We start from the raw sequence: 21,036 nt of genomic DNA on the forward strand, positions 1-21,036 counted from the left end.
ACGACCGGGGACAGGGAAGAAACCGGCCGCACCATCAAGCCTGACAGCACCCTCACACCCACACCACCCCAACAACACAATGGGCAACAGGATCAGCGGATCCCGCAAACCATGCGCGAAGCCGTAAAAAGCCTCTAAAACCACAATAAGCCGCACCCACACGCCCCGCGCGACCCCGCACCCCGCACCCCGCACCCCGCACCCCGCACCCCGCACCCCGCACCCCGCACCCAGCACCCAGCACCCAGCACCCAGCGTCTCAAACCCCTGACCCCGCCCCCGCCTCACCAACCAACGCACAATCAATCTCATAAGCCAAACTCAACTCCGCCACCGCCCGCGGATTCGCCAACAACCGCCCCGTCCGGTGCCCTCGACCGCCAAGGCCGCGACCATCTTGTCGAACTGGTCGCCGGTGCGCGCCAGGTGCGCCACGCCGACCTCGACGTCATGCATCAGGCGCCAGGCCGAGTCGATGCCCATGCCGCCGAGTTCGCGCTCGATGTGCGGCAGGCCGTACTCGCCGGCCGTGGGGACGCGTGCGGCGATGACCACGTAGGGGCCGACGGTCGGCAGGCGCAGCAGTTCAGCCGCCTCCCAGACGTTGGTGTCGTCCAGGCGTCCTTCCAACAGGGCCTGGACCAGGGCCGCGCGCTGCTGCTCCTCCCGACGCGCCTGGTAGCGCAGCTCCTCCTTGTAGGCCGCGGAGCTCTCGCGGGTGAAGGCGTCCAGGGTGTCCATCACCTCTGACGCCGCGCGCAGGGCCGCCTGCGTGGACAGGCCGACGGAGTCCGCGGTGCCGGCCAGCTCCTTCCACAGCACGCCGAAGGCGATGCGGTAGCCGTCCATGATGACGGTGAGCGGGATGCCCTCCATCGCCCGGTCCCGGCCCGAGGTCGCCGCGGGGCGCGCGTCGGGGGGCATGTAGCGGGTGATGGGCTCGAACGCGAAGTGGATGTGGTCCTTGATCGTGCCGTGGAGCGCATCCGGCTCGATCATGCCGATGTAGAGCGGGAACTCCTCGGCGACCCGGTTCAGCACCACGTCGGTCAGCTCGTCGGTGCGGGCCAGCATCAGGCTCGCGAGTTTGGCTATCTCGGCGTCTACCGGGCTCCGGAAAGCGATCTGCTGCACACACTCAATGTAGCGAGCCGGACACGGACGGGAAGGGGAATCCGAGTCCTGATCCCCTTCCCGGTGCTCAACGCACTCGCGCCAGACTCCACACGACCGCCGCCAAGCTCCACGCGAGCGCCGTCAAGATCCGCGCGGCCCTGTCAAGCTCCCCGCGACCGACGCCAGGATCCGCGCAAGCGCCCTCAGGCCCCAGCCTTCTCAAACACCAAATCAGCAATCGCCCGACCGTCCCGCAGCCCACGACGCTCGTACCCGGTCAGCGGACGCCCGACGGCCTCGCGCGGAGCGTACCCGTCGTACCGGTTGCGCAGCCCCGGGTCGGCCCGCAGCACCTCGAGCATCTGCTCGGCATACTCGGCCCAGTCGGTCGCGCAGTGCAACACCCCGCCAGGCTCCAGCCGGTCCCGCAGCAGCGCGACGGTGTCGGGCTGGATGATCCGGCGCTTGTGGTGCTTGGCCTTGGGCCAGGGGTCGGGAAAGAAGACGTGCACGGCGGCCAGCGAGCCGGCGGCGATCGAGTCCCGCAACAGGAACAGCACGTCACCGCGCGCCACCCGGACGTTCGTCAGCCCGCGCGCCTCGGCCAGCGCGATCAGGTTGCCCAGGCCCGGGGTGTGGACGTCGACGCCGAGGTAGTCCCGGCCGGGATCGGCGGCGGCCATCTCGGCGGTCGCCTCGCCCATGCCGCAGCCGATCTCCAGCACCAGCGGAGCGTCGCGGCCGAACAGGGCCTGCCGGTCGAAGGCGGCGTCGGGGGCGACGGCCGGGGTGTGGTACTCGTGGTGCGGATCGGGGATGGTGTGGCCGTAGACCGGCCAGAGCCTGGTCAGCGCGTCGGCCTGGGTGGTGCTGGCCCGGCCGCGGCGCGGGTGGAACGTGCGTATCAAGCCGTGCCGGGCGTGCCGGGCGTGCCGCTCGGGGACGTGCGCGGCCGTCTCGGTCTGCGTTATCGCCTGCGCGCCGACCGCTATCGCCTTCGCGTCGGCCGTTATCGCCTGCGCGCCGGCCGTTATCGCGCTTGCCGTCACCGGGTCCTCGTGCACCTTGTCCACCCGCCCCAGCTTACCGGTGCCGCGGCCGCGACCTGCGCGACCGCCACCGGGTGCGCTCAGCGCGGCGTGAGCACGAACAGCGGGATCTCCCGGTCGGTATTGGTCTGGTAGTTGTCATAGTCCGGCCAGGCCGCGGTGGCGCGGGCCCACCACTGGGCCTTCTCCTCGCCGGTGGCCTCGTGCGCGGTGTACCGCTTCTTCGTCGCGCCGTCCTGCAGCTCGACCTCCGGGTTGGCGACCACGTTGTAGTACCAGACGGGGTTCTTCGGCGCCCCGCCCAAGGAGGCCACCACGGCGTAGGAACCGTCGTGCTCGACCCGCATCAGCGGGGTCTTGCGGGTCTTGCCGCTCTTGGCCCCGGTCGTGGTCAGGATGATGATCGGCCGGCCCTTCATGGTGTTGCCCTCGGTACCGCCCGAGGACTCGTAGAGGTCGACCGTCTCGCGGACGTAGTCGGTGGGGCTGGGGGCGTATTCGGAGTCTGTTGCCATGATCCCCAGTCAACTGCAAACCGGGTGACTTGTCGCGGCGACGTACGGGAGGATCACGCCATGGCGACCAAGTACTTGTTCTTCTGGGGACACACACCGAAGCGGCCCGGGACGATCGGCGCGGAGTGCCTGAGCCAGTGGTACCCGGCGCCGTTCGAGGTGGACGGCGTGCGCTTCGCGACGGCCGAGCACTACATGATGTGGGGCAAGGCCCAGCTGTTCGGCGACCCCGTGGCCGCGGCGCGGATCCTGGCCGCCGGGCACCCCAAGGAGGCCAAGGACCTCGGACGGACCATCACCGGGTTCGACGAGGCCAAGTGGGTCGCCGACCGCGTGGCGATCGTGACCGCGGGCAATGTGGAGAAGTTCCGGCAGAACCCGGACTTGCTGGCCTTCCTGCTGGGGACCGGCGAGCGGGTGCTGGTGGAGGCCAGCCCGATGGACCGCGTCTGGGGGATCGGGCTGGCCGCCGACGACGAGCGGGCCCAGGACCCGGCGGCGTGGCGGGGCCTGAACCTGCTCGGCGAGGCGCTGATGGCGGCTCGGGAGACGCTGCGGGGCAGCGCGGCCTGAACCGGCTTATGCGTAACCGGGCCTTTGCGTATCCAGGCTTATGCGTAACCAGGCTTATGCGTCACCCGGCTCATGCATCCCGCAGCCGCAGCGTCAGCCCTCCCAGCCCGAGCGCCCCGACCGCCCACAGCGCCAGCACCCCGAGCCCCTGCCACGGCGACAACGGCTGCCCCGCCAGGTCGACCGTGGCCTGCACGTCCAGCCCGGCCTGCATCGGGGCGAGCTGCATGGTGTGCCGGTGCCAGGCCGGGTCCGAGATGACCTGCGCCAGGATCGGGAACAGGTACAGCAGCCCCAGCACCGTCCCGACCGCCGCGGCCGAGTCCCGCACCAGGGCAGTGACGCCCACGCCGAGCAGCGCGACCAGCACCAGGTAGAGCACGGAGCCGAAGGCCGCGCGCAACGTCGCGCCGGTGGCCAGGTGCCCGTAGCCGTTGGCCGCCGTGAACCCGTTGCCCGGCTCCAGCACCAGCGCGACCAGCGCCGAGGCGGCCACCGCCACGACCCCCGCCGCCCCGGTCACCGCCGCGACGACCGCGGCCTTGGCAGCCAGCACCGCCTCGCGCCGGGGCATCGCGGCCAGGGTCACGCGGATCATCCCGGTGCCGTACTCCTCCCCCACGGCGAGCACCGCCAGCACCGCGACCACCGCCTGCCCGGCCAGCACGCCGAGCAGGCCGACCTTCGCCGGGTCCTCGCCGCAACGGGCCCCGTCACAGGTCACGGTCACCGCCGAGACCGTGCTGAGCCCGACGGTCAGCACCACGGCCGCGGCCAGCAGCCACGCGGTGCCCGCGAGCGTGCGCAGCTTGGTCCACTCGGCGTGCAGGGCATCGGCAAAGGCACTGGTCCTGAGCCCGCCCGTCTTGAGCCCATCAGTCCTGAGTCCGCCAGTCCTGAACCCGCCGCTCACACATCCCTCCGACTCAGTTGCCGGTGCGCGAAGGCGTAGGCGACAGCAGCCCACAGACCCAGCACCGCCAGCCCGACCCACGGCGAGAGCGGGAAGTAGCCGTTCGTCGGCGTGTACGTCGCCTTGACCTGCGGCCACGCGGTGACCGTCTGCTGCACCGCGAAGGCGGCGGCCGGCGTCACCCGGGCCAGCCACTCGGCGGAACCGGCCGGCAGCACCGAGGCCACCGCCAGAATGTACGGCAGCACCACCGCCACGATCACCGCCGCGACCGCCGCCGCCCCGCGCCGCACGATGGTGGCGACCGCCAGGGCGAACACCGCCGCCACGGCCAGCATCGCCGCCGTGCCGATCACCATGCGGATCTCGGACTGCGTGGAGGCGTAGTACACGTACATGCGCTTGCTGTGCTCCACCGCGCGCACCGCCGGAACCGCGATCCCCGCGGCGACCAGCCCGACCACGAACGACACCCCGCCGAGCACCACCGCCTTGGCCGCGAGCAGCCGGCCGCGCCGCGGACTGGCCGCCAGCGAGGTGCGGATCAGGCCCCGGCGGTACTCCGAGGTCATGCTCAGCGCGGCGACCACGATCACCGCGATCAGTCCGCCGAAGGTGCCGGCCAGCGCGCTCTCGGGGGTCTTGCCGACGCCCTCCCCCGGCGCCGACGGGGCGATGTCACCCGTTCCGGTGACGGTGAAGCCGCCGCCGGTGCTCGGCACCGCGCCGGCCACGGCCTCCGGGCCCTGCAACGCGCCCGGGCCGCCGTCGGCCGCGGCCGCGCTGCCGATCGCCGGGACCATCCAGTCCCCCGCGCTGTCGCCGGTCACCGCGATCTGGTCGAAGGTGCCGGTGGCCAGGGTCGGACCGACGTTCGTCGAGCTGCCGCCGAAGGAGTTCTTCACGACCGCGAAGTCCGGCGAGGTGGTGAACACCCCGACCTGGACGCTGTTCGGAAGGTTCGCCAGGTGTGCGGTGCCGATCTGCGTCCAGGTGGCGCCGTCGGCCGAGGAGAACCCGGTGAGCGTGTCCCCGGCGCGGGTCAGCCTCAGCCAACGGGGCTCGGCGGCGGTGACGGAGACGGCGGGGCCCGCGGTGTCGTGGGTGTAGTCGTACTGCATCCGGATGCCGTGGCTGCCGGTGGCCAGGACCGCGGCGTAGGCAGAACCCACCGTGGTGCCGTCCTTGATCAGGATCCCGGCCTTCGACCAGGGCTGGAGCCCGTCGACCAGGCCGGCGGTCGGATCCGTGGAATCAGCGGGGCCCCCGCCGCCCGGGGAGTACTTGCCGCCGAACGCGGTGAGGCGCGCGGTGATGGTCCCGTCCCCGGTCAACGTGCGGTGCACGAACGTGGACCGGTCGTCGACCTCCTGGCCGGTGGCGTCCTGCGGCGGGCCGCTGATGTGGCAGGAGTGGGTCGGGGCGTTGTCGACGTGGTCGCAGGCGATCTGGGTGCCCAGCGGGCCGAGCATGCCGAGCGCCACCGTCAGGATCGCGGCCAGGCCCAGGCCGACCATCCAGCCGCGCACGGTGCGCAGCTTGGTCCACTCGGCGTGCACGAGCTGTCCGAAACCATCGCGGCCGGCGGGCATCACGCCACCTCCCCGGCGTCGAGCGCGGCGGCGCGGAACTCGACCGAGTCGCGGGTGAGGTCCATGTACGCCTCCTCCAGGGAAGCACGGTGCGCGGAGACCTCGGCGAACGGCACGGCGCCCGCGTTCAGGACCCTGACCACCTCCTCGGCGCCCAAACCGTCCACGGTCAGCTGGTCCGTCCCGGTGACCGCGACGGTCCCGCCGGCGTTCGCCAGCGCCGTCGTGGCCTCGGCCCGCGCTCCGGTGCGCAGCACCACGCGGCCCCCGGAGGAGCGCGCGATCAGCTCGGCCACCCCGGTGTCGGCGATGACCTTGCCGCGCCCGGCCACGATCAGGTGGTCCGCGCAGCCCTCCAGCTCGCTCATCAGATGGCTGGACACCAGGACCGCGCGGCCCTCGCCGGCCAGGGCCTTGAGGTAGCCCCGGATCCACAGGATCCCCTCGGGGTCCAGGCCGTTGAAGGGCTCGTCGAGCATCACGACCGGCGGGTCGCCGAGCATCGCCGCGGCGATCCCGAGACGCTGGCGCATCCCGAGCGAGTAACCGCCGGCCTTGCGGCCGATCGCCGAGGCCAGGCCCGAGGCCCGCACCACCTCCTCGACGCGCTCGGCGCCCAGGCCCTGCGAGTGCGCGAGCCACAGCAGGTGGTTGCGGGCGCTGCGGCCGGGCTGGAGCGCGGCGGCATCGAGCAGCGCGCCGATGTGGCCCAGCGGCCGGCGCAGCTTGGCATAGGGGACGCCGCCGATCAGCGCCCGGCCCTCGTCGGGCGTGTCGAGGCCGAGGATGACGCGCATGGTCGTGGACTTGCCGGCGCCGTTCGGGCCGACGAAGCCGGTGACCTTCCCGGCGGCGACATCGAAGGACATGCCGTCGAGCGCCGCGGTGGCCCCGAAGCGTTTGCGCAGGCCCTGAACCGCTATGGCGGGCGGCGAATCAGCGCTCCTGGTTGTCATGGCTGTCATGTCCTGAAGGCTAGGAAAGCGGCGGTCCCGGAATCGTCCCGCGCGGGAGCGGTCTGCGGCGTCCCCCGCGCGGGGGATGATCGGCCGAGGCGGTCCCCGGCCCGGGGGAGGTGCCCGGGCGGGGAAGTCGATCAGAATAGGCAGCGTGCTTCAGGAACGCGGCGGCGGGCGCAGGGAGGGGACGGCAGCGGCCGTGCTCGCCGGAGCCGCGCTGGCCGAGGCGCTGGCGCGCGGCGCGGTCCACCATCGGAACGGGTCCTCCGGGGTCCTGCTGACGTCGGCGTTCCTGGCACTGTGCGCGACGGCGCCGCTGGGATTCCTCGGCGCGATCGGCACGGCTACGGCCGTGGTCGCGGCGTCCGTGCTGGCGATGACGATCACCGGAGTGCTGCCGGCGGGGTCGGCGGTGGCCGTGGTCGTGGCGATGTATCGGCTGGGATGGGCTGCCGGCTCGTTCGCCGAATCTCGGCTGAGGCGGTTGGCGGCGACGTTCGCGGTGGCGCTGTCGGTGCCGTTTTCGGTAATCGCGCTGTGTGTGCCGCGGCATTCCGACGCCGGGGTGGTCGCGGTCCTGCTGTCCGCGTGGGCAGCGGCGGCCGCGTTCGCCGGGAACGCGGCGCACGCTCGCACCGAGGCCCGCGTCCACCAGGCGGCGCGGGAAGCCGTCGCGCGCTCGCTGGTCGAGCACACGGCGCGCGGCGAGCGGGCCCGGATCGCGCGGGAGCTGCACGACGTGGTCGCGCACCACATCTCGATGATCGCGGTGCAGGCCGAGACCGCGCGGTTGGCCACCCCCGGGATGCCGACCGCCGGCGCGGAGCGCCTGCTGGCGATCGGCGACACGGCGCGCGCCGGCCTGACGGAGATGCGGCGGCTGCTGGGGGTGCTGCGGGAGGACGCGGGCCCGGCGGACCACGAGGAGATCCGGCATCCGCAGCCGGGGCTGGACCAGTTGCTGACGCTGGTGGACGCGGCGCGGCTGACGTCCGGGGCGACGACGCGGCTGATCGTGTCCGGGACGCCGGCCGCACTGGATCCGGGGGTGGAGCTGGCGGCGTACCGGATCACGCAGGAGGCGCTGACGAACGCGCGGCGGCACGCGCCGGGCGCCCCGGTGGATGTGGAGCTGCGGTTCACGGACGAGGCGTTGCGGTTGCGGATCAGGGACAGCGGGCCGGGGGCAGAGAGTCAGAATACTGATTCTGCGGCTTCGGCCGGCGGACACGGAGTAGCGGGGATGCGGGAACGGGCGGTGGCTGTGGGCGGTCGGCTGGCGGCGGGGCCTTCGCCGACGGGCGGGTTCCTGGTCGAGGCGGAGTTGCCGGCGGGCGCTTCGGAAGAGGGTGCGCTGTGACGCTGACGCCTGCACCGCCACCACCACCGATACCACCGCCGGTACCGGCACCGCCGCCGATCCGGATCGTGATCGCCGACGACCATCTGGTGGTCCGGACGGGATTCGCGGCGTTGTTGGCGACGCAGGCGGACTTCGAGGTCGTGGGCACCGCAGCCGACGGCGAGGAGACGGTGCGGCTGTGCCGGGAGGCGGAGCCGGACGTGGTGCTGATGGACGTGCGGATGCCCGGGACGGACGGCATCGAGGCGACGCGGCGGGTGGTGGCCGAGGCCGGCGCGCGGGGCGCGGTCGGTCCCAGGATCCTGATTCTCACGACCTTCGATCTGGACAGCTATGTCTACGACGCCCTGTCCGCCGGGGCCAGCGGCTTCCTGCTGAAGGACGCCACGGCCGAGCGGCTGTTCGAGGCGGTGCGGGTGGTGGCCGCCGGGGAGGCGCTGCTGGCGCCGGGCGTGACGCGGCGGCTGATCAGCGAGTTCGCGCGGTTGCGTCCGAACGGCGGGACCGCAGCGGCATCGGCCACCGGCATCTCAGCCGCTTCGCCGCCTCGCGAATCCCCCGCATCACCCGCATCACCCGCATCACCCGCATCACCCGCATCACCCGAAGCCGGTGCCCGAACCAGAAACCGCGCCCCCTCCCCTGCCCCGAGCCAAGGTCTACCGGCCCTCACCCCGCGCGAGACCGAAGTCCTGCTCCTGCTCGCGCGCGGCCTGTCGAACCCGGAGATCGCCGCGGAGCTGGTCGTCACCGACGAGACCGTGAAGACCCACGTCAGCAGGATCCTGACCAAGCTGGGCCTGCGCGACCGGACCCAAGCCGTGGTCGCGGCGTACGAGTCCGGGCTGGTGGTACCGGGCGCGGAGTATCAGGAGCGTCCGCCGAACCGCCACTGATGCACCTCGACCTCGGCGTACCCGCTGCGGGGCAACGTGGCGCGCGCCGCGTCGGCGCTCGGTGCGCGCAGCAGCGCGGCCGTCCCGAGCCAGCGCTCACCGTCGTCGGACAGCAGCGGCCCGAACGCGATCAGCCCCTCGGCCTCGGGCACCGCGGGCACCTCCCCGACCGGCCGGGGCGCGCCCAGGCCGAGCACGAGGTACCCGTCACTCTCGGGCGCGCCGCCGGGGAACTCCCACATGGTGCTCCCGACGTCGTTGCGCCACCGCCGCAGCATCACGTCCCGGTACACCCCGGCCTGGTACCCGGGCTCCTCGAACGCGAAGGTCCGCGCGGCCGCGGCGTCGGGGAGCGTCAGGATGTGCACGCTCCCGGTCGGCGCCTCCTCGTCGCCGGGCACCGTCGGGCCGCGCGCGATCATCTGCTGCGCGAACCCGTCCATGTAGGACCAGTGGTCCTCCAGGAGCTCCATGCGCAGGGCGAGGGAGTCAGCGCGGTCGCGGTGGTAGCAGAAGAAATCCATGGAGGCAGTCTCCCGCAAACGGCGCGATCCGGGCCTTGACCAAGCCGTGTCATGCGGCCAGGACTGAGCCGTCCGGCCAGGCGATGCGTAGTTTGCCCGGCGTGCCGACCAGCCGGCCCGGAACGCCGCCGGGCGGACCGATCAGCGCCTTCTCCACGCACGTTCCCCCCATGGCGGCATAGAACCTTTGTGCGTCCTGGTTCTGCTCCTGCACCCACAGGTACATCGCCGGGTTCTGAGCACGTTCGGCCACTGCGGCGCCGACTCTGCGCAACAGCCCGGTGCCGACCCCCGTGCGCTGCCGGTCGCGGCGGACGTGCAAGTTGTCGAGCAGGGAGCCCCAGCGGAGGTCGTCGTCCAGGATCAGGTGCGCGAACCCCGCCAGGCCGGCTCCGTCTTCCACGAGCATGGTGACGGCGTTGTCGCCGGGCGCGTCCAGCCGCTCGGACCAGACACGCACGCGATCGCTCAGGATGTCGCCGTCGAGGTAGGAGTCGGCGTAGGCGCCGCGGTAGTGCCGGCGCCAGCTGTCGGCGTGCAGCGACGCCACGTCCCGGGCATCGTCGGAGGCTGCCATGCGGTACTCGTCCATCCGCGGCAATGTAGCGCCCTGAAGCCTGCTCATCACGACTCTGTTCGGGGGCTGAGAAACCATGGCATGGAACAACAAACAGCCGGACACCGCCGACACTCACAGACTCCGCCCGGCAGCATGCTTGTACTCGTGCAGGATGCCAGCTCGCCACCGAGCACACGGTGACGCATCACAGCTCAGTACCTCAAACGGGCGGTGTCCTCGTCGAACCACAGCAAAAACTCATTGATCGGATCCCCGCCGCCGTCGAGGCGCACCCGCAACCCGAGCTCCCGGATCCCGGCCATCAACCGGACCGCCTCTTCATGCTCCCCGGCCACCATCGCACGTTCCGCAGCGATCGTCGCCGACCTGACTTCCTCGAATCCGTGCTCTGACACTTGCTCCACCCGGCACAACCACCACGGCATGTCGACGTCGACGAGCACCAGCTCCGCCAGAACCCGCCCCTCACGCTCCAACCGCCAGCGCTTCCCACCCCGGTCCGCCATGCATTCCCCCTTCAGGAAGTGGAAGCATAAGTTCATGTCCCAGGCGGTGCACGTCGAATACACACACCTACTCAGAACCAGCTCCTTTGACCTGTGGCAGCGGCTGCGGGTGCTTCTTGGGGAACAGGGGCTGGACCCGGCGACGACGGCGGTTGTCGATCTCTTCCCCGATGGCGGTGACAGGGAATTCGGGCAGGTCATCTCGGAGGACGGCCGCGTCTATCGCTTTGACCTCTGCTACGACCGGGGCCGTCCGCAGAGCGTGCGAAAAGCCGCCCTCGAACGCTGGACCGACATCACCGAGTCCTGGCAGACCGAGCCGCTTCGAAACCAAACTGCGGACGCCTTCACCTGGGCACCTCCCCCGATCAGGACGCGCCTGACAGCCCAAGCCGCCAACGATCGCCCTAGGCCGACAGTGTCTCCCGCAGCCCCTTCCGCGACGTGATGCCGAGCTTCATGTAGACGTTCCGCAGGTGCCACTCGACGGTTCGGGCGCTGATGAACAGCTCGGCGCCGATCTCCGGGTTGGTGCGGCCGTCCCGCGCCAGGCGGGCGATGTGCTCCTCCTGGGCGCTGAGGTCGCTGGCTTGGGGGGAGCTCGGGCGGCGGAGCTTCACACCGCTGGCGGCCAGTTCTCTGCGGGCCCGTTCGGCAAAGCCTTCCGCGCCCATCGCGGTGAACGCCTCGTGGGCTTCACCGATTCGGTCGCGGGCGTCCCTGAGCCGCTCTTCCCGGCGCAGCCACTCGCCGTACAGCAGCCGCGCGCGTGCGGATTCGGGACGCAACAACGTCCGGTCCAGCAATGTGATCGCCTCCTGATACCAGCGCTCCGCCTCGGCTCCGTCAGCGAGCAGGGCCCGGCACCGGGCCGTCAGGCCCAGGGCCCAGTCTGAGCCGTACGCGTTCTCGGCAAGACGCCGCAGGGCCGACTCTGCGAGGTCTCGCTTCCCGGTCCGGACCGCGGCTTCGACCAACTCGGGCAGTACCCACCAGGTCACCTGGGGCAGGTACGTCTCGTCGACGGTCCGTTCCGCTGCTGCGACAGCCTCGGCGTACCGGCCCAAACCGTTGTACAACACCGCCTCGGCCCAATGCGCGCTCTGCGCCGAGATCCCCTCGCTGCGCTCGACCGCCTCGGCGGCGACCGTGGCGAGCAGCGGCACCGCCTCGTCCGGCCGCCCTCGATAGGCAGCCAGCAGCACGGCCCCCAGCGGGAACATCCGGGTCCCCACAGCCTCCGCGAGCACGTCGCCCTCGTCCCGAAGCGCAGCAGCCGCCTCGAGATCGCCGCGCCAGGCGGTCACCAACTCGTGGACGCTCAGGGCACTGACCAACGGGACCAGCGCGCCCGCCGCCCGGGCGTGTTCAGTCCAGCGGCCGCTCAAGGTCGCCCAGGCTTCGAAATCCCACAACAGGACGGCGGCGGTGGAGACCAGGTTGGCTCCCTTCTGATACCAGGCGGGATCGGGGTCGGCCATGAACCCGTCGACGGCGCGCCGCAGGCTCGCGCCCGCCGCGTCCAGGCTGTCGACGATCAAAGTCGCCAAACCGTGCAGCAGCAACGCTTCCGGCTCGGCCGAGGTCCCGGGGTCCGGATTCGACCGCAGCGCCGCCCGCGACACCTCGGGCAGCACGCCTTCGGGATCGGCGAGCCGGCCGGCGACCAGCGAGGCGCCCCAGGCGTCGAGATAGGCCTCACGAGCCAGGTCCGCGTCGAGCCCTTCGAGCTGTGCCGCGGACCGCGACAACTGGACCGGAGCCGACGGCCCGGGGAACGAGGCCCAGCCGATCTGCCCCTGCAGCCGGGCCACCAACGCGCGCTGCAGATCCGTCCGCACGTCCGCCGCCGCCTCAGCCACCAGGCCGGCGGCCTTCTGCATCGAACCGGCCTGCAGATATGCCAAAGCGGCCGCCAACGTCCGGTCGGCCCTGCGCCCCGGCTCACCGGTGAGCGCCGCCGACCGCTGCAGGAACCCGGCCGCCGCCGTCCGGCCGCCACGGGCCTCGGCCCGCCCGGCGGCTTCTTCGAGCTCTGCGGCGATCTCCTCGTCCGGCGCCTCGGCAACGGCCGCACGATGCGACAACAGGCGTTCGGGATCAGCCCGCGGATCCATCGTCTCGGCCAACGCCTGATGCACCGCGCGCCGCTGAGCCTGGTCCGCCGCCGAGTAAGCCGCGGACCGCACAAGGGGATGCCGGAAGCGGACCAGGGTGTCGATCGTGAGCAGGTGCTCCGCCTCGGCCATGGCCGCCTCATCCCGCCCCACCCCCAGGGCCCGTCCCGCGCGCCACACCAGCGCGGGGTCGGCAGTCGGATCGGCCGCGGCGAGCGCCAGGAACAGCCGGGTCGGCTCAGGCAACTCGGCGATCCGCCGCAGGTAGTGGTCGTGCAGCCGACCAGACAGCGGGCTGTGGCCGACCGAGCCGCCGGCCAGGTCCGCCCGGCTCATCCCGCCGGCCAGTTCCAGCAACGCCAGCGGATTCCCGCTGGTCTCGGCGATCAGCCGGTCGCGAACCCGGTCCTCCAGCCGCCCCGCGACTGAGGCCGTCAACAGTTTGCGCGCGTCATCCTTGGTCAGCCCGCTCAAGACCAGGCTCGGCAACCCGTCGAAGCCCCGCTCGTCGGGATCCTCCCGCACGGCGATCACCAGCAGCATCGGCTCGGCGTTCAGCCGACGCCCGACAAACGCGAGGACCTGCTTGGACGCACCGTCAAGCCACTGCGCGTCATCGACCAGACAAGCCAACGGCTGCTCGGCAGCGGCTTCGGCGAGCAGCCCCAACGTGGCCAGCCCAAGGAAGAACAGGTCGGGCGGATTTCCCCCGGCCAGCCCGAACGCCACCTCAAGCGCCTGTCGCTGAGGCCCCGGCAGAGCACCGATCCGGTCCAGGAACGGCCCGCACAGCTGATGCAGCGCGGCGAACGGCAACTCCATCTCCGACTCGACACCGGACGCCTCCAACACCCGGAACCCGGACGCCTGACGCGCGCAGTACCGCATCAGCGCCGTCTTGCCGATCCCCGCCTCGCCCCGGACCACCAGAACCGACCCGCCACCGTGCCGCGCCCGACCGAGCAGGCCGTCTATCTCAGCACGCTCATGGTCCCGACCCAGGAAGGCGTTGGTGCGAGGTACATGCATGCAGAAAATCTTAGGACTGGCGGAGTGCTCGGGTGTCCGGCGGTCTTGTGGGTTTGATCACCGGCACACACCGGTGTCCCGGCCGCCCTTATGCGGGGTTCGACTACCCTCCGCAATTGATAAAAAATCGACAGAAGCGACCTGTTTTCGCAGGTCAGGCGGCGAGTCGGCTGATAAGCCGGATTCTGAGGAAGTTTTCTACATCTACCACCAAAACACCCCTTGACCTGCATCGATACCCGTCAGACTACCGTTTCGACAGGCCACGAAGCGCACCAGCGTTTGCACTGGTCAGGAGCTTTTGGGAGTTGGCAGCAGGTAGTGACTGACGAAAAATCGACGGATTGCCAGCCCTCTGCTCGGAGTCCGCCCGAGCAGTGCCGCATAGCGTCCGCACACCCTCGCGGCGGCGTCGTCGGTAGCCAGGAGCCCGCCTTCGGCCAGTACAGCTTAGGCGGGCCTGCCGGTCGTCACCCACCAATCGGCGCCTCCAAGTCGCGGGCCGACAACGAGCCTCGTACACCAGTGTTATGAGCGGCAACGATCCGGCCAGCTGACTGGCGGCGAGCAGACGTGCTGCGGCCGCCGATAGAGCCGTCGAGGAAGACCTGATCAAGGGCAAGCGCGGAGCGACGAAGCTGGGTTCGCGTTGCTGCTGAGGTTCTATACCGCCGACGGCCGTTTCCCTCGGGGCCGGGCGGAGCTGCCCGACGAGGTGGTGGAGCACGTCGCCAGCCAGGTCGGGGTTCCGCCCAGGAACATTGCCGCCCTCGTCGGTCCGAACCCGCGCGTCATCGCCGACGACGTGTGGGCCAAGCTGCTGTGGGCCGGGCTCAACCTGGGGTCCTCGGAATACCCGACCAACACCTACGGTCTGTGCTACCCGATGGAGCTCATCCGCGCGGTCACCCTCAACTGGCTGTTCAGCGGGCTGCGCTCCGATGAGGTCGCCAGGTTGCGGGTCGGCTGCATCCGATCGCAGCACGACGGAGCCCCGATCGCCGCGGACGCCCGCGACGTGCTGGCCGCCGATGCCGTCTGTCTGCTCGACGTCCCCACGCACAAGACCGGGACCGCCTTCACCAAGCCGGTCGACCCGCTGCTCGGTCAGGCGATCGAGGCCTGGGCGGCGGTCCGCCCTCAGCAGCCGGCGATGCTGGACCGCAAGACCGGCGATCACGTCGACCTGCTGTTCGCCCACCGCGCCAAACGCATGGCCAAGACCTACATCAACACCGCCGTCATCCCCTCGCTGTGCCGCAAGGCCGGCGTCCCGACGGCCGACGTCCGGGGCAACATCACCAGCCACCGGGCCCGTTCGACGATCGTCACCCAGCTCTACAACGCCAAGGAGCCGATGACGCTGTTCGAGCTGCAGGCATGGCTCGGCCACAGCTCGGCGGACGCCACCCAGCACTACGCCAAGATCACGCCGAACACGCTGTCCAAGGCCTACCGGGATGCCGGCTACTTCGAGCGCAATGTCCGCACCATCGAGGTCCTGGTCGACCGGGACGCCGTCGAGAACGGTGCGGCGGCCGCCGGGGAGCCGTGGCAGTACTACGACTTGGGCCACGGCTTCTGCGGGTACACGTTCTTCGAGCAGTGCCAACACCGGATGGCCTGCGCCAAGTGCGACTTCTATATCCCGAGGGACTCCTCCAAGGCGCTGCTGCTGGAGGCCAAGACCAACCTGCAGCGCATGCTCGCGGCCGTTCCGCTCACCGATGACGAACGCGATGCCGTCGACGACGGGCAGGCTACATTGGACAAGCTCCTCGACTACCTGGCCGACGTGCTCACCCCCGCCGGCCCGAAGCCCCGCCACCTCGGAATACCAGCGACCGCGACGCCGGTTCCCTCGTCGAAGTCCGGCACAGCAACCTGCCATCAGAATGCATCGACGAGCCGTTCGCTAGCGGGCGGCTTCATCTTCAAGGGGAATCATGACATCTGGGCCTGACACGGACCTGGCTGCCCTCTATCCCGAACTCGGCCAGAGTGGCACGCTCCAGGTCGTCCTGCAGCAAGCCGTCCACCAGGCCGGATACGGACTCGACGTGCTTCCCGAACGGGCCCCGGGCTGGAGGCGATCGGGGGCCCGCGCGGACAGCGCCACCCGGACTACGAGCACGCTCCTGGGCATCACCGGTCGAAGCTTCATCATGAACTTCTGGGAGCGCGGCGTCCTGATGGCCAAAGGCACGACAACCAGCCTGGACGCCGCCGCTACCGCCACCGGGGCCTGGCAGGCTGGCACCAACCTGGAGGGTCTGCGGTCTGCATGCCCGTTTATCGAGTACGGCCCGCTCGCCGAAGCCCACGAGCGCGGCGACGCCGCCGAAGCCAAGTGGACAATCTACCGGCATACCTCGGCTTCGCACGTCGATCACGAGCTCATCGAGGCCGCCTATGCCGAGCCACGGCTGCGAGCGCTGTTCCCCTTCCACAGCCACCGGTCGCTCAACTTCAGTCGCTGCACCGGATTCCCCTACACACACGACGTCCCTGTGATCACTCCCGCCAACGGCGGATACCTCGTCACCTGGTGGAAGACCCGCTCGCCACATGGGCCGGCGGGTATCGGAGAAGCCGACAACCCGGACGACGCGGTCGCCATGGTCGTCGCTCGCCTTCCCAACGACTGTGGGCCGGCGGTGGTCGGCACCGCCGACGACTTTGACAAGACAGACTCCACATAATGGACAGACTGCCGGAACGCCTCGCCGACATTCCCACCCCGGCCGGGTCCACGCCACGGCAGATCGGCTCCCAGCCCAGGCGACACTGCTGCCGGTCATAGCGATGAACCGGAACCCGATGACGTAATCGGGCTGCGTCCCGCCGCCTGTCAGGGCAGCATGGGCGGCATGGCGGATCTCCTCTGGGACGAGGTCAAGAACTTCTTCGACCCCGACCTCATGGGGCCGCTGCCCGACATCTACGTTCCCGGCACCTCGACTCGGGAATGGCAGGCCCTGTTCGACCTGGCCCAGACACGCGGCTGGCAGCAGCAGTACTCCGAAGGCCTCACGGTGCTACCGTTACCGCCAGCCGCCGTCGTGCTCGCCCGTCCGGACGACGCTGAGATCGCCGAGCTGCGGGTCTGGCCGGTTCCCGGCGTTCTCACGATCTTCAGGATCATGTCGGCCGACGAGATCGAATTCGATGTCGACCTGCGGGAACTGCAAGGCCAAGAGGGAGTCGACGTCCTCTGCGACCTGCTGGCGGCTATCGGGCGCGAGCTGGGCAAACCGGTGGTTATGACAACCGAGGGTGGGAGCCGGTCACATCCCGTCCTCGGCTTCGACCCGGCCCTCGACCGCACCGTCATGCTGGCAGATCCCTCCTTCAGCTGAGCAAAACAGGCTGGCACGCGGGGTACTGGCCGCACCGGCGGGTATAGCGTCCGAAGGGTGAACCTCCACCTCGCCGATGTCCCTGACGGGCTCACCCATCGGGCACGGTCCTTTGTCCGCGCTCACGGCCTCCGGGTCGGTTCCCTGAACGTTGACAAATATCAGGAGCGGTGGCTTGACCTCGGTATCCCCGCTGCGGAAGTCGACAGGGTGGCAGCCTTCGCGAAGCGTTGGGGCGGGCTGGCGCTGCCTCCCGCCCCGGTTTACGACGGTGGCCCCAAGATCTTAAGCCCGGACACGCCGGATGATTCGTTGGGTCAAGGCTGGTGGTTCGAGGCCGGAGCGCAGCGAACGGCGATCCCTTATTCCTTCCTGATCGGCCCGAACGACAAGTTCGGCATCCACGGCGGCTCATGGGTCGCTCTCCACAAGACCATCGAAGGCTGGGTGGAGTCGGTCGCGCTGGCACACCACGCATCTATATGGGCCAAGACGGTCACGAAGGTTACGGGCGACGATGTCGACGCTCTCCAGCTCAAAGCCTATGAGCCGGTTCCAGAGATCGCCGGACTGGCCGATACCTGGTGGCGGGGACCGGGCTCGCTCATCGCGATCTACACGGGAGAGGCCCAGTGCCTCTCCACACCCAGATCCCAGACGGCAATCGTCTACTCCGGCTTGGACAACTGGGGTCTGCACGGCTGAGACCGCGGCATCCCACCGCGTCCTCCATAGCGGAACCAACACCCCATCGCCTGTCACCGCCGACTCCTGAAGGGACCCACCTTGAACGAAGACCACGGCCGCATCTTCCGCGAAGCCTGGATCGCGGGCGTCAAAGCTCACTACCCCGGCGAGCCGAAGCCCGGCTACATCTCGCCGTTGGAGGAGACGCCGGCATGGGAGCGCGAGGCGGCGAGCGGAGTCTACGGCCAGGTGCACGACTTCCTGACAGCGAGCAGCGGCTCGGCCGGCAAGCTCACGCGTGAGCAGAAGGGCCGCTTCGTGTCGCTGTGCTGGATCGCCCAGATCTACAAGCACTTCGAGGACCCGAAGCCGAGCTACGTTGCCGACTGGAGTGGCCAGCCCGAATGGCAGCAGGAGACGAACTCGGATGTCTTCGAGGCGATCGAGAGAACGACCGTCCGCACCTGAGTCCTTCCTCCGCCTCACGCGCCCACGCCAGCGTGGGTCGTCATCTTCGGGCCCAGCCAGGCAGACCGCGATGAAGGCCGGTGGTTCTGGGACCAAGCCCAGAACCACCGGCCTTCATCAGTCATTGGCGCTGCTGCACCAACTTCGATCTGTTCACTAGGGCGAACAGCAGACGCCTCATGCCGGGAGGTCGCCGCAGTCGAGCACGATGTCGGCCCAACCGAGCGCGGCCTCGGCGACCTGCTGGCACCACCGTTCGCGACTGGCCGCTTCCTCGGGCGCCTCGGCAAACGCCGCGCGGACCGCCCGAGTCAGCCCGTTCCAATCCCTATGCGCTTTCAAAGCCGCGCTGATGGCTTCGGCCACCTGGGCACCAGTGAGTACATTCCCTGCTTCCACCTCGGAACAGAACAAGGCGTCGGTGATACAGGCCATGGCGAGGTGGCTTTCATCAAGGTCAATCACGGCCGTCACCGCCAGCCACATTGCGAGCGGCATCCGCCTCCGCTAGGCGGCCGGAGATGACAACTTGGCCACCAGAACGCGAGATCCAGCCGAGAGCCACAACCTGACGCCGCCGGTCCGGATCCGGGGTTGCGACAGCTGCTGTGGCCATTCTGACCACCACCCCGGCGAACTCACGCCGGGACATGACGAACTGAGACACGGAATCCTCCTGTGTAGGGGTGTCCTGAGCCCGGCCAGCGCGGTAACACCAGCCGAGCGGTACTTTTGTCGGGCGAGCGTCGACTCGACCCGCGATGATGTGGACGCGAAGCGTCAATACTGATCGGTCACCGGCTCCACCAGCCCGCAGCATCGATGCCGGCGCTGAAAGCGAAAAGCACGATGGTGAAGGTCAGATCTTTCGGGATGAGCGATAGCCCGAGCGGCTCGATTCCGAGGGCGAACATCATGCCGCCCCCGTCGAGACCGAGGGCGACATCGTCCTCCGTGGGCAGGTTCTCGTCGCCGGGAATGGCAAAATGGCTCACTGGAGTCCCTCCTGTGTAGGGGTCCTGGCCCGGCCGGTGCGGTAACACCGAGTCGAGCGAGTACGGAGGGGGTCGGGCCCAAACCCGGCCCCCTCCCGCGTTTCCACAAACACCGTATCTCAGGACTCTTAAGGTTTTAGACCTCCAAAAGAGTGAATCTCTTTGGATATCGGCCGATACCGGTCTACAAAGGTAGGACAACCACACGCCCGTGACCCGTTCCCAGATGGAAGGTAAGCGATGACGCCCCTAGGCCGTGATGTTCCGCAAGGCTCGAATGTGCGGCCGAAAACGCGCCCGAAACAGGCACTGATCCGCCCCGATCAGCAGACCGAACTGGACCACCTGGCCCGCCGGCTGCACGACGACCGGAGCGTCAAAGGCGAGCGGATCACCGCGAACACACTGCTTCGGGTCGCTATCGACGGGCTGGTCGAGCACGGAGACCGGCTGCACGGCGACAACGAGGCTCAGCTTCTCGCGTCGTGGCGTGAGTTCCTGAGCCGCGCGGCGTCGCCCGCAGCCATCGGCCTCGACACAGCCAGAAGCGGACCAGGCGATCCGATCGCCGTAAGTGCGCTGATCCGGATTGCCAACGCTGGTCTCGCCCGGCACCGAAGCGTGCTACACGGCGTGACCGAAGCCGAGTTGCTGGCTTCCTGGCTGCGATTCCTCGACGAACGCGCGGAAGCGGCCAACGGCTGAACACGGAGATCAAAGCGGCCCCGACGGTGAAGATCTTGGCGGATCCCATCGGGGCCTGATCAGAGGAAGGCACCCCTGATGTCTCACCAGAATACGGTCTGGCCTGTACGCGCGATCGCACCGGCGCCCCCAGCGCCGGCACCCGCACCCGACGCCCCGCTCTTGCCGGCTTGGCTCGCCTACGGTCTCCTCGCCCTGCCCGCCTGCCTGCTTTTCGCACTCGCGTGCGCTTCCGCGTGGCTGTCGTACCAGGCGCAGGTGGTGTACGTCCTGGCCCACAACGGCGACCTCGCGGCGGAGGCGAGAGTCTGGGCCCTGCTCCTTGACGCCGGCACGGCCGGCATCTCCCTTCTCCGGCTCCACGAGGCCCTGCACCGCCGCGCCAATACCGCTTCCAAGGTCTCCCTCCTCGGATGCACCGCGGCGAGCGTGGTCATGAACCTGCTCCACACGCCCTCTCACTCGCCCGGCGGCTACCTCGTCGCGGCGGTACCACCGGTGATGTACGCGGTGTTCCTGGAGCACCTGCTCACCAACCTGCGCAACGTCCTGGTGCGGGAAGAAGCGCAGCACAGCATGTGGCGCAGGTCCGCCTTGTGGATCAACTTCCCGGTGCTCATGTGGAGCAGGCACCGTGACCAACTGCGCCAAGAAGCCGGCGGCGTGTCAGAACGCTTCGCGTCCAAGACTGAAGAACAAGCGCACCAGGCGCACAGCCCACTCGCCAAGGCGCCGGCGCAAGCGTTCCGCCGCGGTCGAGGACCCGGCCGGAAGCGCATCGCCTTCGAAGCAGCACTGAGGGACCAAATCCAGTCCGGCGATCTGCGCCTGTTCTCGCAGAACGAGCGCGAGCGGAACGCAGCCGCATATCAGGCTGCCGCATCGCTTCCTGCGCCGCTCTCTCGCGGCGCGGCTCGGCGTTACGTGGTGCAGGCGCTTCCTCGCTTGAATCAAGGAACCGCGCCGTGAGTGCACTGAAGTAGCGACATCTACACGATGGCGTCCTTTCGAGTGGTGTAACTGATCTTTGGTCAAGTGGTCTTTTTGGCTCGTGGCAGTGCCGTCGGTCCGGTGAAGACGGCGGTGGTTT

Annotated in this window: 23 protein-coding genes; 11 read left to right on the forward strand and 12 right to left on the reverse strand. The window is 69.7% G+C overall.

The window, feature by feature from the left end:
• Window positions 1–321: 321 nt before the first annotated feature.
• From ABIA35_RS48710 to ABIA35_RS48720, 3 genes are all read right to left on the reverse strand, one after another.
• On the reverse strand, window positions 322–1,134 hold the full coding sequence (locus tag ABIA35_RS48710; protein WP_370342809.1) for a hypothetical protein: 813 nt from the start codon (window positions 1,132–1,134) through the stop codon (window positions 322–324).
• Between the two features lie 185 nt (window positions 1,135–1,319).
• On the reverse strand, window positions 1,320–2,024 hold the full coding sequence (gene trmB, locus ABIA35_RS48715; protein ID WP_370362570.1) for a tRNA (guanosine(46)-N7)-methyltransferase TrmB: 705 nt from the start codon (window positions 2,022–2,024) through the stop codon (window positions 1,320–1,322).
• A 221-nt stretch (window positions 2,025–2,245) separates the two neighbouring features.
• Window positions 2,246–2,680, reverse strand: coding sequence for a nitroreductase family deazaflavin-dependent oxidoreductase (locus tag ABIA35_RS48720; protein ID WP_370342807.1), 435 nt, complete (start codon window positions 2,678–2,680; stop codon window positions 2,246–2,248).
• 60 nt (window positions 2,681–2,740) lie between these two features.
• Here ABIA35_RS48720 and ABIA35_RS48725 point away from each other — a divergent pair, with 60 nt between their 5' ends.
• Window positions 2,741–3,253, forward strand: a complete 513-nt coding sequence (locus tag ABIA35_RS48725) for an NADAR family protein (RefSeq protein ID WP_370362560.1) — start codon at window positions 2,741–2,743, stop codon at window positions 3,251–3,253.
• Window positions 3,254–3,323: 70 nt separating this feature from the next.
• Here the strand turns inward: ABIA35_RS48725 and ABIA35_RS48730 are convergent, their stop codons facing one another.
• The 3 genes from ABIA35_RS48730 to ABIA35_RS48740 are packed head-to-tail and all read right to left on the reverse strand — an operon-like array spanning window position 3,324 to window position 6,714.
• The gene (locus ABIA35_RS48730; RefSeq protein ID WP_370362561.1) at window positions 3,324–4,166 is read right to left on the reverse strand and encodes an ABC transporter permease subunit; all 843 of its coding nucleotides are present in this window, start codon (window positions 4,164–4,166) and stop codon (window positions 3,324–3,326) included.
• Complete coding sequence (locus tag ABIA35_RS48735; protein WP_370342802.1) at window positions 4,163–5,758, reverse strand: ABC transporter permease subunit; 1,596 nt, start codon at window positions 5,756–5,758, stop codon at window positions 4,163–4,165. The genes ABIA35_RS48730 and ABIA35_RS48735 overlap by 4 nt, the downstream gene beginning before the upstream one ends.
• Window positions 5,758–6,714, reverse strand: a complete 957-nt coding sequence (locus ABIA35_RS48740) for an ABC transporter ATP-binding protein (RefSeq protein WP_370362571.1) — start codon at window positions 6,712–6,714, stop codon at window positions 5,758–5,760. Before ABIA35_RS48740 ends, ABIA35_RS48735 begins: the two co-directional genes overlap by 1 nt.
• A 154-nt stretch (window positions 6,715–6,868) precedes the next feature.
• Between ABIA35_RS48740 and ABIA35_RS48745 the strand changes: the two genes are divergently transcribed.
• Window positions 6,869–8,077, forward strand: a complete 1,209-nt coding sequence (locus tag ABIA35_RS48745) for a sensor histidine kinase (RefSeq protein ID WP_370362562.1) — start codon at window positions 6,869–6,871, stop codon at window positions 8,075–8,077.
• A gap of 59 nt (window positions 8,078–8,136) precedes the next feature.
• The gene (locus ABIA35_RS48750) at window positions 8,137–8,976 is read left to right on the forward strand and encodes a response regulator (protein ID WP_370362572.1); all 840 of its coding nucleotides are present in this window, start codon (window positions 8,137–8,139) and stop codon (window positions 8,974–8,976) included.
• Here the strand turns inward: ABIA35_RS48750 and ABIA35_RS48755 are convergent.
• The 3 genes from ABIA35_RS48755 to ABIA35_RS48765 all read right to left on the reverse strand — a co-directional run bounded on the left by ABIA35_RS48755 (window position 8,949) and on the right by ABIA35_RS48765 (window position 10,586).
• A complete protein-coding gene (locus tag ABIA35_RS48755) occupies window positions 8,949–9,500 on the reverse strand; it encodes a YciI family protein (RefSeq protein ID WP_370362563.1) in 552 nt (183 codons plus the stop codon). The genes ABIA35_RS48750 and ABIA35_RS48755 overlap by 28 nt on opposite strands.
• Window positions 9,501–9,549: 49 nt before the next feature.
• The gene (locus tag ABIA35_RS48760) at window positions 9,550–10,092 is read right to left on the reverse strand and encodes an N-acetyltransferase family protein (RefSeq protein WP_370362564.1); all 543 of its coding nucleotides are present in this window, start codon (window positions 10,090–10,092) and stop codon (window positions 9,550–9,552) included.
• A 179-nt stretch (window positions 10,093–10,271) separates the two neighbouring features.
• Window positions 10,272–10,586, reverse strand: coding sequence for a hypothetical protein (locus tag ABIA35_RS48765; RefSeq protein ID WP_370362565.1), 315 nt, complete (start codon window positions 10,584–10,586; stop codon window positions 10,272–10,274).
• A 34-nt stretch (window positions 10,587–10,620) separates the two neighbouring features.
• Here ABIA35_RS48765 and ABIA35_RS48770 point away from each other — a divergent pair, with 34 nt between their 5' ends.
• Window positions 10,621–11,034: a hypothetical protein gene (locus tag ABIA35_RS48770; RefSeq protein WP_370362566.1), complete on the forward strand. Its 414-nt coding sequence runs from the start codon at window positions 10,621–10,623 to the stop codon at window positions 11,032–11,034.
• Here the strand turns inward: ABIA35_RS48770 and ABIA35_RS48775 are convergent.
• The gene (locus ABIA35_RS48775) at window positions 10,994–13,732 is read right to left on the reverse strand and encodes an AAA family ATPase (protein WP_370362567.1); all 2,739 of its coding nucleotides are present in this window, start codon (window positions 13,730–13,732) and stop codon (window positions 10,994–10,996) included. The two genes, ABIA35_RS48770 and ABIA35_RS48775, sit on opposite strands and share 41 nt — an antisense overlap.
• Window positions 13,733–14,381: 649 nt before the next feature.
• Between ABIA35_RS48775 and ABIA35_RS48780 the strand changes: the two genes are divergently transcribed.
• From ABIA35_RS48780 to ABIA35_RS48800, 5 genes are all read left to right on the forward strand, one after another.
• A complete protein-coding gene (locus tag ABIA35_RS48780) occupies window positions 14,382–15,695 on the forward strand; it encodes a tyrosine-type recombinase/integrase (RefSeq protein WP_370342791.1) in 1,314 nt (437 codons plus the stop codon).
• Window positions 15,696–15,897: 202 nt separating this feature from the next.
• The gene (locus ABIA35_RS48785; protein WP_370362568.1) at window positions 15,898–16,434 is read left to right on the forward strand and encodes a DUF6193 family natural product biosynthesis protein; all 537 of its coding nucleotides are present in this window, start codon (window positions 15,898–15,900) and stop codon (window positions 16,432–16,434) included.
• Between the two features lie 168 nt (window positions 16,435–16,602).
• Window positions 16,603–17,091, forward strand: a complete 489-nt coding sequence (locus ABIA35_RS48790; protein WP_370342787.1) for a hypothetical protein — start codon at window positions 16,603–16,605, stop codon at window positions 17,089–17,091.
• Between the two features lie 57 nt (window positions 17,092–17,148).
• A complete protein-coding gene (locus ABIA35_RS48795) occupies window positions 17,149–17,796 on the forward strand; it encodes a hypothetical protein (protein ID WP_370342786.1) in 648 nt (215 codons plus the stop codon).
• 81 nt (window positions 17,797–17,877) lie between these two features.
• Window positions 17,878–18,246: a hypothetical protein gene (locus ABIA35_RS48800; RefSeq protein WP_370362569.1), complete on the forward strand. Its 369-nt coding sequence runs from the start codon at window positions 17,878–17,880 to the stop codon at window positions 18,244–18,246.
• A gap of 177 nt (window positions 18,247–18,423) precedes the next feature.
• On the opposite strand, the gene ABIA35_RS48805 is transcribed toward ABIA35_RS48800, so the two are convergent.
• Both ABIA35_RS48805 and ABIA35_RS48810 read right to left on the reverse strand, forming a co-directional pair.
• A complete protein-coding gene (locus tag ABIA35_RS48805) occupies window positions 18,424–18,744 on the reverse strand; it encodes a hypothetical protein (RefSeq protein ID WP_370342784.1) in 321 nt (106 codons plus the stop codon).
• 296 nt (window positions 18,745–19,040) lie between these two features.
• On the reverse strand, window positions 19,041–19,241 hold the full coding sequence (locus tag ABIA35_RS48810) for a hypothetical protein (protein WP_370342782.1): 201 nt from the start codon (window positions 19,239–19,241) through the stop codon (window positions 19,041–19,043).
• Window positions 19,242–19,481: 240 nt separating this feature from the next.
• Between ABIA35_RS48810 and ABIA35_RS48815 the strand changes: the two genes are divergently transcribed.
• Together ABIA35_RS48815 and ABIA35_RS48820 are read left to right on the forward strand one after the other, a co-directional pair.
• The gene (locus ABIA35_RS48815) at window positions 19,482–19,946 is read left to right on the forward strand and encodes a hypothetical protein (protein ID WP_370342781.1); all 465 of its coding nucleotides are present in this window, start codon (window positions 19,482–19,484) and stop codon (window positions 19,944–19,946) included.
• Window positions 19,947–20,024: 78 nt separating this feature from the next.
• Complete coding sequence (locus tag ABIA35_RS48820; RefSeq protein WP_370342780.1) at window positions 20,025–20,915, forward strand: DUF2637 domain-containing protein; 891 nt, start codon at window positions 20,025–20,027, stop codon at window positions 20,913–20,915.
• Window positions 20,916–21,036: the final 121 nt, after the last annotated feature.

Origin of the sequence: Catenulispora sp. MAP12-49, assembly GCF_041262705.1 — a bacterium.
Classification (GTDB): Bacteria; Actinomycetota; Actinomycetes; order Streptomycetales; family Catenulisporaceae; genus Catenulispora.